10 protein-coding genes and 1 pseudogene are annotated in these 10,284 nt (G+C 41.8%); 6 read left to right on the top strand and 5 right to left on the bottom strand.

The genetic code is table 11. From position 1 onward, the window contains the following. Positions 1–910 precede the first annotated feature (910 nt). The 3 genes from H5300_RS23595 to H5300_RS23585 all read left to right on the top strand — a co-directional run bounded on the left by H5300_RS23595 (position 911) and on the right by H5300_RS23585 (position 5,278). On the top strand, positions 911–2,020 hold the full coding sequence (locus H5300_RS23595) for a hypothetical protein (RefSeq protein ID WP_182797051.1): 1,110 nt from the start codon (positions 911–913) through the stop codon (positions 2,018–2,020). Next, positions 2,017–3,096 (top strand): AAA family ATPase, encoded by a 1,080-nt coding sequence (locus tag H5300_RS23590; RefSeq protein WP_182797050.1) that lies wholly within the window; start codon positions 2,017–2,019, stop codon positions 3,094–3,096. The genes H5300_RS23595 and H5300_RS23590 overlap by 4 nt, the downstream gene beginning before the upstream one ends. 496 nt (positions 3,097–3,592) lie before the next feature. Then, the gene (locus H5300_RS23585) at positions 3,593–5,278 is read left to right on the top strand and encodes a DUF6531 domain-containing protein (RefSeq protein WP_182797049.1); all 1,686 of its coding nucleotides are present in this window, start codon (positions 3,593–3,595) and stop codon (positions 5,276–5,278) included. A gap of 315 nt (positions 5,279–5,593) precedes the next feature. On the opposite strand, the gene H5300_RS23575 is transcribed toward H5300_RS23585, so the two are convergent. The 4 genes from H5300_RS23575 to H5300_RS23565 form a co-directional block, all read right to left on the bottom strand. Continuing rightward, positions 5,594–5,905, bottom strand: a complete 312-nt coding sequence (locus tag H5300_RS23575) for a helix-turn-helix domain-containing protein (RefSeq protein WP_182797047.1) — start codon at positions 5,903–5,905, stop codon at positions 5,594–5,596. Then, positions 5,898–6,068 (bottom strand): type II toxin-antitoxin system RelE/ParE family toxin, encoded by a 171-nt coding sequence (locus H5300_RS28545; RefSeq protein WP_405055149.1) that lies wholly within the window; start codon positions 6,066–6,068, stop codon positions 5,898–5,900. The genes H5300_RS23575 and H5300_RS28545 overlap by 8 nt, the downstream gene beginning before the upstream one ends. After that, positions 6,069–6,245 (bottom strand): hypothetical protein, encoded by a 177-nt coding sequence (locus tag H5300_RS28540; protein ID WP_405055148.1) that lies wholly within the window; start codon positions 6,243–6,245, stop codon positions 6,069–6,071. It lies immediately after the preceding gene. 286 nt (positions 6,246–6,531) lie between these two features. Then, positions 6,532–7,071 (bottom strand): transposase, encoded by a 540-nt coding sequence (locus H5300_RS23565; RefSeq protein WP_259397920.1) that lies wholly within the window; start codon positions 7,069–7,071, stop codon positions 6,532–6,534. A 39-nt stretch (positions 7,072–7,110) separates the two neighbouring features. On the opposite strand from H5300_RS23565, the pseudogene H5300_RS23560 reads away from it, so the two are divergent. Beyond that, positions 7,111–7,221, top strand: a pseudogene (locus tag H5300_RS23560) (transposase); the annotation flags it as partial. A gap of 275 nt (positions 7,222–7,496) precedes the next feature. Here H5300_RS23560 and H5300_RS23555 read toward each other — a convergent pair. Then, positions 7,497–8,534, bottom strand: a complete 1,038-nt coding sequence (locus H5300_RS23555; protein ID WP_182797045.1) for an IS110 family transposase — start codon at positions 8,532–8,534, stop codon at positions 7,497–7,499. Positions 8,535–8,684: 150 nt separating this feature from the next. Between H5300_RS23555 and H5300_RS23550 the strand changes: the two genes are divergently transcribed. Further along, positions 8,685–9,494: an RHS repeat protein gene (locus H5300_RS23550; RefSeq protein ID WP_182797044.1), complete on the top strand. Its 810-nt coding sequence runs from the start codon at positions 8,685–8,687 to the stop codon at positions 9,492–9,494. 86 nt (positions 9,495–9,580) lie between these two features. Further along, positions 9,581–10,279 (top strand): restriction endonuclease, encoded by a 699-nt coding sequence (locus tag H5300_RS23545; protein ID WP_182797043.1) that lies wholly within the window; start codon positions 9,581–9,583, stop codon positions 10,277–10,279. Positions 10,280–10,284: the final 5 nt, after the last annotated feature.

The raw sequence follows: 10,284 nt of genomic DNA, 5'->3' as shown, positions 1-10,284 counted from the left end.
GAATGAAATTTACAGGTTTTATGAAAGGCAAAAAAAATGACCAACTACTGGATAATCGTCGAATGAGCATGCGTGAAGCGCGGCGATTAGGCGTGGCTGCGTAGGATAAGTCCGTCTAAATTCAGTAGTTTAGTAGAAAAAATACCCACATTGCCTATAAAACAATCTGACCTTAAATCTGCAGTAAACACGCACGATTCAAACTGGAAATTTACCCCGTAAACGACCTTGATGGTTATGATTGAGTTTCTTAACCATCAAGCTCTTTCTTGGATCTACAACTTTGACATTTTTTCGAGTTTTCCCATCTCGCTTGAATTTAGATTGCTGTATTACTTGTATAACTCTCACGTACACAATTTGTGAGTGGTGCTTATCACATAAATAGTATCGTTTTGCCTGGTGTCCATTTTCTACTATTGTTAATGTGGGTTGTTGACATACTACACACTCGTTCAGGGTGTTATTCTCGATTACTTTCATCGGTTCTCACTCAAAATGGTTATTGCAAATAATCATCCAACCTATTCCCCTTCTACAACAAGGTTTCACTTTTGATAGCTGTTCGATTTGGACGCTTTAAATCGTATCAATCATGATTTTTGTGGGTAGCCCTCATTCAATTCAACTTACACTTCTATAATATCATGGAATTAAAAAATGCAACCGTGACCAAAAATCACGATCAGCCCACTTTCACATGTGAAAGTCTTATATAGCAATGCCTAAGAGCGTGATCTAGCTTTTCCTAAAATTAAGGTATGGTCGAACATTTCCTAAAATTAAGCTATAACGTGAAATGTAAAGCGTTCTATTGTCCTTTTTTAAGGTATAAATCACATAGCGAGAGGTTGTTTTCCTCTTTTTAAGCTATATGGTATGCTTCGAAAAAAAATCACGGTATTAAAATATGAGTGACACTACAGAAAACTTGGAGGGGTATTTTCCGGCTGAAATAGTCAATGAAGCGTTTGGTAGTAGACCATCTACCACAACGCTAATGGACTGCATTTTCTTGCCAGGAAGAGTTCCACGAGATTTGGTAACAAGGATCAGTGGTAACAAGGCTGAACTTGAGCAACAGCTACTTGCACAAAAGCCTCTTCTTTCCACCAGCTTGTCAAAGCCATATTGGAAGAAGGGGACTAATAAACGTGAATTCGATGCCGTTAGAATCGACGTATACAGTGCTGTCTGTTTGGCCGATGACAGACATCTACTGGAAGGGATCGTTAGTGTTGGGGGGATGTACGTAGACCTATCTGGCTTAACGCTTCGCCAGGCTATTGAGCTCGCGCAGATTAATGTCGAACTGGATAAGTTGTCACACCAATACCACACTCTTCTCGATACAAAAATGTTTAGTGGGGTATACGACTACTTCCTTTGTGACTTCACAACACTGTTTGAGTTCTTGAACCTGAAAAATCAAAAGGCCAACAAGAACACAGTAATGACAAGACTTCAAAGGCTATCACAAATGTTACTGGTCTTGGATTACGAGAAGGATGGTGAAACGCTACCACACTACCACACGCGAATGAAGCTGGTGGACAGCAACTACATTCCATTGCTGGTTCTGGATGGGATTAAAAATAAAGGATCTATCAGGGCAGATACGATCACTCACTTCATAGTTGGAGTGCATAAGACTTTCACTGCGTCTTTGCGACAAGAGGGAGCTATTAGCCGGAAACGTTTTTTAAAAGTCTACCCGCAGCTAACGGGCAAACATGCTGTTACTGACTTCTGTAAATATATTGATGCTCATAAGCGTGAATATGTACATGGTAAGTATCTGAGTCACCTTATTAAAGATTACTATGCCAACAAGGTTAGAGTGTCTAAACAGCATCTGAGTCGCCATATCAATAACACTATGGCCGAAGTCATTTTGAAAAAGGATGTGTTATTGCGGGATTTCCGATTGCTACTCCAAGAGAAAGTACGTGACGATGGTAAGCAAGATATGATGTTGTTGTACCTGGGCGATGAAGAGAAAGAAGAGGTAACGACATGACAACAACACTCCACAATGAGGATGTTATCGCTCTAAGCGAAGAAGACATTAATGAAAGTTTAGCCAATTCCAACAAAGAACAGATTTTGAAAGGTTTGTTTCGAGGCAGTGTCGGATTTCTGATCGCTCCACCTGATTCTGGTAAGAGCTATTTGTCTTTATCAATAGCTTATGAGATGGCTTTGCCAGAGTACCCATTAATTGGTGTACGGGATGGGGAAAACAAAGTGCTTAGAACTTTGATATGGCCGATTGAAGATTCCTTGCCCGGAACACTTCCGCGTATCAAAGCACATTTGACTGAGTTCTCCACCAGCATCAAAGACCGATTAAAATCGAGCATTGGGATATACAAGCATTCTGATCCAATTTGTAGTTCAGGCTCATCTAAACATACTAAAGAGTGGGAAGAAGCATCTAGAGCACTGGAAAAACTTATTGCCACGGCCAAAGGGTACGACTTGGTAGTTATAGATACATTGCGTGATGCAATTGGCTCAGCTGACGTGGTAGGTGATGACTATTACATTAGAATTGCTTTGGAGAGGCTTTCCAATGAAGCGAATGTCGCGGTTCTTGTTGTTCACCATCCGACAAAAGATGTGAGCAGAGGAAAGGAGATAATCAACAGCGTCTCTGGCTCTGGTTTATCTTCCACTCTCTCAAAGTCAAAGCTTCATCTGTATTTAGATCAGTTGATAGACAAGAAAGATGGAACGGTACAAGAGACCCGCTTGCGTCATATCAAAGCTAACTATGTGCCTTTTGACCAACAGTGGAGAAAACCGATAAGGCTGCACTGGAGTAACAATTCACTATTACATGTTGATCAAGAAGTGGTTCATCAACTAAGAAACGATCAACTTGACGGTGACGGTGAGAAAAAAGTTGAAGTCGATAAGCCAATTAAAAGACGGTTATCGCGCCTTTCAGAAGAGCCGGGGTTGATACAGCGAGATGACTCACTTCTATCTGAGGAATCAAAGCGCTTGGCCCAACAAACCACTCACGGCCCATTTGGTGGTGGCATGGCATCTGAGCTCTCCGAACTTCGTACAACTAAACCTTCCAAGTAAACCAATTCCACAAATTAAGCTATTGCTTTAACGCCTTTTTCCTAAAATTAAGCTATATACATGGTTTAAGGCGTTTCCTAAAATTAAGCTTAAATATAGACGTATTTCCTAAAATTAAGCTATGTAATAGAGAGTGACTTCCTAATATTAAGCCTTAATTTCCTAATTTTAAGCTTTAGCTTACAGAAACAAAGCTTAAAATTAGGAAATTTCCTGATATTAAGCTACCTAACACGCTGCATGATCTTATGATCCTATGGATCTATATATGATCAGTAGCGTTCTCCGCTGATGCGGCTTCGCTGATCACTCGACTTTATTTCACTGCTATGAGCAGTAAAATAAAGTCGAGCGATTCAATTAAAACCCGCTTCCATATTAGCCATTGTTTCATGTCTGTATGCGCTCGTATAGGGCAGTTAAGCAGAAGTTAATCTCTTTGATTAAGTTGATAATAGAGTCCGTGTAGAAAGTAATTAATGGACTTTAGAAACCAGTGGATCATTTTCATACTAACTTAATCGTAAGAGCTTGTTTGTTAGCACTTATAGTTCCTAGTGCTGTTTCTGCTCAGTGGCGTATCAATGCCAGTGGTAGTTCAGAAATTGATGAAATGAGATTTGATCTCCCAGAGCAAGCGCATGAATTTTTAAGGGACTATAGAATTAACGAGCTCGCAAGCACTCACAGCTATGTGAGTGAAAAGCTATACCCGAGTGAAACGTACAGTGATGGAAGACTAATCTCATGGCTATGTATGTATCGTAGTGATGCTCCTGGTAGTTATGATCCTGACACTTGTTACTTTGGATCTCTCTCTGGAACTACACTGACAAAATTCATAATTCCTGGGGAGATGACTGATTCACCACTTCTCAATAGAGATCTTGGTAAACCAGAGACAGAACTGTGCGTTGGAAACCCTATCAACCTAGCTACTGGTAATAAATATCAGCAAGAAACCGATTATGTAAGCGCTGGTATGGAGCCTCTTGTATTCACAAGACATTACAACAGCCAGTTAGCGTTGAGTGGTAAACAAAGCGATGTTGGTATTGGATGGAGCCACAACTATTCAAACAAAGTGATTTTTGACAAAGAAAGTCACGGAGAGAATATGGTTGTCTTGCATCGGCCAGATGGGAAAGAGTTAGCATTCTACCGGACAAATGCGGTTTGGATGCCAACATGGAAAAGTGATAATCGGTTATACAAAGATTCTGGTTGGAGATATCAGAGAGCTGATGGTGTTGTCGAACTATATGATAGTAATGGTCAGTTGATACGTATTGTTCATCCATCGGGAAATGAGCTGGATCTGAATTATACCAACGGTAAGTTAGACTCTGTTTCTGACAGTTTTGGCCGGACTTTAAGTTTTAGTTATGATCAAGGGAAGATCATAAAGATGATCGACCCTGCTGGACAAATCTTCTCTTACGATTATTCTAATGAATTGTTAGTTGCAGTGCATAAACCGGATGCCAATCAGCGACGTTACCACTATGAAGACAGTTTAAACCCAAGCCTTTTGACTAGCCTTACGGATGAAAAGGGAAGCAGATTTGCTACGTGGTCTTATGATCCTTCGGGTCGCGCTGTTCTGAGCGAACATAGCAGTGGTGTTGATAGTACAAGTGTTACATACAACCCTGATGGCTCAGTTACGGTAACGAATGCTCTAGGTCACGAACAACATTATCAGAGAGGCGCCGTAAAACCCCTTCCTTTGAGGGGGAGCAGTCAACTGTTTAGTCGTTATAACGGAAAACTAAAGCCTGACAGTATACAGGGTGCTGCATGTACTGGCTTTGCTGGTGGTACGAAGTCGTTTGGTTACGATACCAACGGTGAGTTGAAGTCAATTATCAATGAAGAAGGCCAATCATTCTCTTACCAATATGACCAAAGAGGACTTGAAATTTCGAGGACAAGATCGACTGCTGATACGATCACAACACAATGGCATTCAGAGTTCCCAAAACCAACCAAAATTACATCGTCATACTTGGTCCAAGAATTTACCTATGACGACCACCAGCGGCTGTTAACCCTTAAATTGATTGACCGAACCAACTCAGATGTCATGCAGTGGACATTTGAATATTATCCAGACGCTCTTGGTGTTCCTGGACAACTGAAATCAGTGGATGGTCCTCGGGTGTGGATGTTGATGATGTAACGCGCTTTGAATACGACGCTCAAGCCAACCTAAGCCGAGTTATCAACTCTCTTGGGTACGTAGTGTCATTTGACAATTACGATGCTCATGGAAGGGCTCAGAGCGTCACAGATGCCAATGGAGTAAGCTACTCGCTTAACTACAACACGTTAGGTCAATTGATTTCTTCTACTGGTCCAGACGGAACTACATTGTACTCTTACGATGAATCAGGACTCTTGTTGACATGCTCCACTACCTCAAATTATCTATAGCGCCTCACTGCGAGGCGCTGATATTAAAGGTCTGGCACTTTGTTTACTGTAAACAACGTAATTAAATAGGTATTCCTCGACTGCTACCATCAGGCAATTCAATGTTAATTTTCAATTTGCATCCTGCCGCCTCAACATAGCGCTTTAGCGTCAGCAATCGAACGTCCTTACCTTTTTTTTCTAAGCTTGCCACTGTGGGTTGTTTTACTCCCATAGCGTCAGCAATTTGCGTTTGAGATAGCTCTGTAAGCTCTCTTAGTTCGGCAAGACGTAAATCTAGAAGCATATCATCAGCTTTGATTTTTGCTTCTTGCAGAACTTTTGGAGAAAGCTTCTTATCAAGCTCGCTTAATGGTTTGCTTTTCTTACTCATCGTTTAGTTCCTCCAAGTGTTCATCGTACTCAGCATCAGCGATTGGTATCATTCTCTTATAGAATCGCTTGTCACCAGTTTTATCGCCACCACAAAGAACAATTCCAGTTCTTTTAGGATCGAACGCAAAAAATACGCGAATTGGTTTCCCATTGCTTTGCACTCAAAGTTCTTTCATGTTTCGATGTTTTGAGCCATTCAACGTATCAGCATTTGGTCTACCAAGCTGAGCGCCTTTATCTGCCAAAACATACAGACTAGCACGTACGTTAGCCTGATCTTCTTCTTCCATATCCAAGAACCATTCATCAAATCTTGGTCTTGTTTCAATATTCCACATACATTTCTCTATTGTGAAGTATAGATTATAGTCTATATAGAGAATAATCTATAATCAAGGGGTGTTTACATGCTAAAGATAAGTTGTAATCAACGTACCAATTCGAGCGCGATTAGCTTCTTTGTATACATTGATTACATAGGTTTGAAGTGTCTTAGATAACTAAAGGAAGTGGATTCTTAAATATAAGGTGATCGCCTCACGGTTCACACTGCTTTCTGTTGCTGACCTACAATAAGGTTCACTTCACAGACTCAACGGGCAATGTCCTGCCCTGATAATTTGGTTATGCCATCAATTCATGGGCTTTAGATAGAATGTTGATTGAGCCAACAAGGTCTGCGTTCTCATTAAATCCACATTCAACACATTCAAAATTTGACTGCGTTTGTCTGTTATCTTTCGATACATGTTCACAACAAGGACACGTTTGGCTTGTGAAGTGAGGCGGTACTGCTATAAGTACGCCACCTTTCCAATCTTGCTTATACGTTAGTTGTCTACGGAACTCGTACCAACCCTGATCGAGAATTGACTTATTCAATCCTGACTTAGCAGCAACATTCTTTCCGTGGTTCTCTGCATCGCCTTTTGCCGATTTGGACATATTGCTAACTTTCAGATCTTCAATGGCTATCATGCCGTGGTTATTGGTGATTTTTGTTGAAGTCTTATGAAGATAGTCAGTCCTTGCGTTGGCGATCTTTGAATGAACTTTTTGAATTTTTCTCTTTAGTCGCTTCCAGTTTTCAGAGAACTTCTTCTTATTTTTTAACTGGCGTTGAAGTTTTGCAAGTATACTTTCAAGTTTTCGGAATGAGTTCAAAGGCTCGTAAACTTCACCATTCGATAATGTGGCCAAGTTGCTTGGCGAAAGAACGCCTTATGGTTGCCTAGTTACTTTGTAGGTTCAGTAGGTGGAGCGCCACTTGAGGTTTTTAAGCAATACATAGAGCAACAAAACAGACCGCACTAAACTCGCTTATATGGACTCCTCGTATTGTTCAATAGTTTTGCGATGTCATAGCATAAGATGCGTGCTTATATACGGGCTCTCTTTGGGGAGCTACCCCGGCCCTCAAATGTGTTCGCACCACTGTGCCTCATCTCCCACACGGTGTTTTCGCGCTGATGTTGCTTAGCGCTTATCACACCCGCGAATTTACAGGCTCTCAGTGGTTGGTCTTACCTATTAACATGCATGCTATTGAATCAATTCTTTACGGTAACGCTGTTGTACTTCGGTGGTAATTAAGCTGCGTTTGCAGCCAACGGTTGCGGTTGATAGTCATTGCCATTGCGTAACATGGCGGCGGCCGTTCTTACCGTCTTATTGGCCAGGGCGATAGCGGCACACTTGATGCCTCTTCTTTCTATCAACTGTTTTAACCAGCGCTCTTTCTCGGACGTCGGCTCGCGACGTTTGAGATTGCACACCACTGAGCGTGCGCCTAAAAACAAACAACTGCGTAAGGTGCTACCTTGTTGTTTGGCAATGCGCCCCATTCGGACTTTTTCACCACTGGAATGTTGCACGGGTGTCAGCCCGATACAAGCCGCCGCATTGCGACCACTGTCGTAATCACCTCCACGTAATCGCACTAATAAACCCAAGGCAGAAATGTGACCAACGCCCTCCAGGGCCATTAAACGGCGACAATCGGCATTGGCTTGCACATATTTTTTGAGCTCAACGTCGCGTGCTTCTTTTTGCTCATGCAACGCTTCATAAGTTTCATAAGAGTGAGCGATGCCTGCTCGCAATAGTGGGGGAAGCTGCTCATCCACGTCTTCGAGTATCTCAGGAATTCTGCGATGAAACGCCGCCTCACCTTGCTCAATAACAATACCAAACTCTAATAATAAGCCGCGAATTTGATTGGCTAATTGACGTTTGGTCTTTTCCAAAATAGTACGAATGCGGTCAAGGGCTTGCAATGCTTGCAGCTCTTCAGAAAGGACCATACAAGGGCGTGCACTGGGGGCATCCAACGCAGTAGCAATGGCTAGGGCATCATTCGCATCTGTTTTTTGACCAACTCGAAACGCTTTTACAAAACGAGGACTCAGTAAAGTAACGTCGTGACCATAAGACTGAGCCAAGCGCGCCCAATAGCTGGCGCTACCACATGATTCCATTGCAACACGTGAAGGCTCAGATTCAGCCAATAGTGTTTTTAATCGATTACGGCTCATGGCCCGGTTGCTTTTCACCTTTTTGCCAACTAAGTGTGCAACTTGAAAAACATTCTTTGCAATGTCGATGGCGAATAAGTTAGATTTCTTCATGTATGGACTCCCTTGGTAAAGTAATTTTTCGTCACTTTATTTATACCGCATCTCCCGCGTGGGGAGGAGTCCATACATCTCCCACTCCCTAAAGGAAGTGGCTATCCGCTCGTTGATAACCTTATGTGACCGCTTCGAGCGGATTAATTCTTGTTATCTATCACCTTACCAACCAACAGCACTTTCACTTATGAGTACGATGCTGCTCAGCAGCTTATGGCCGTGATTGATGCAAATGGAAATAGACAAAGCATTAATCGAGATTTACTAGGAAACATTGAGCAAGTTGAGCTGAAAGATAACAGTAGTATTGCTCAATGGAAGCAACTGCATAGTTACACTTTGAATGGTTGGCTTTCATCAACAACAAATGGAACGGGAAATGTTTATACCTATTCCTATGACAAGACAGCCAACCTGACGGGCAAAGTTGATCCTTCTGGAAATGCTTATGCCTACCGCTATGATGGTTTTAGCAACCTGCTCCAATCAATTGACCCTGTTAACCGCGCCACTGCAATGCAGTATAACGATAATGCCTTAGTAACTAGAGTCACTGATCCAAGAGGGCGGAGAACTTACTATTCATACAACGGATATGGTGATGTTCTCTCAGTACAAAGCCCAGACACAGGCACGGCTCATTACACTTATGACAAGGCTGGAAACCTGATCGGTAAAACAGATGCCAAAGGTCAGGTTTTCACTTATCACTACGACGCGCTTAATCGCCTTTCTTCAATCACTGTGGATGGTCAACCTAATGCTAGTGTGACATTCCGCTACGATGAACCAGAAGCGCTGTATGGGGTAGGGCAGCTTACTTCCATTACAGACGCTTCTGGCGTATCAAAATACAGTTACACAGCCAGTGGTGAGATAGCCAGCCAAGAACTAATTGTGGATGGTCGCACCTTGTTAACCAATTACACCTATGATGGTGCAGGGCAGTTTAGGTAGAGAAGTGATAGATGATGCGCGTTATTGCCCTGATGAACCTTTGTTAATTTACGTGTATAGCCAGTTATCAAAACTGACTATACAGTTTGAAGACTTATGATGAAATTCGTGGGGATCCCACAGTCTTAGGCATTGATCTACAATGGATAATCGAAGCTAAACATTGGAAGCGCAATGTAAACAAGGGACATGTACTTGCTCTACGAAGCATTGCTGAAGACTTAGGTGTAGATAAAGCATTCATAGTTTCTAGTAGCGGGTTTCAAAGTGGTGCTATAGAAGCTGCAAATAATACAAATATAAAGTTGCTGACTTTCGACCAACTTAAAGCAGAAACTAAAGGCTTTGTTGAGTCTGAAATACTCAAAACTTACGAAACCCGTTTGGATTTGCTAGAAAATAGATATTGGTCTCATTCCAAAAAAATTCGAATTAAATACGGCCTTCGTCATCATTTAATGGACCATGAGCTTAGATTTACAGGTCAAGTGTTACTGGGTGTAGCACGTAAAGTATTGATGGATGCATCAGATAAAAACTATCCAATATTTCTTGATACAGGACATAAAGAACACCAAGGAGAATTGTTTGCTGACAACTTTCAGCAACTGCAAAACTGGTTAAACCTCAATTTCAATCACTTCGAGGCAAAGCTGTTAGCATCTGAGTGGGAAATGCATAAAAATGGAGATTATAACCCAGACTGTATCTTGTCTTTGAGTAGTGATGAAACTCCGTCAAAAATGATGGCCAAAGGCATGTATAATGCCGAAGATGACAGCTAACAGGG

The sequence above is a fragment of the Vibrio sp. SG41-7 genome, assembly GCF_014164465.1.
Taxonomy (GTDB): domain Bacteria; phylum Pseudomonadota; class Gammaproteobacteria; order Enterobacterales; family Vibrionaceae; genus Vibrio; species Vibrio splendidus.
Note: the sequence above shows the minus strand (reverse complement) of the source record. Positions and strands in the feature narration are given on the sequence as shown.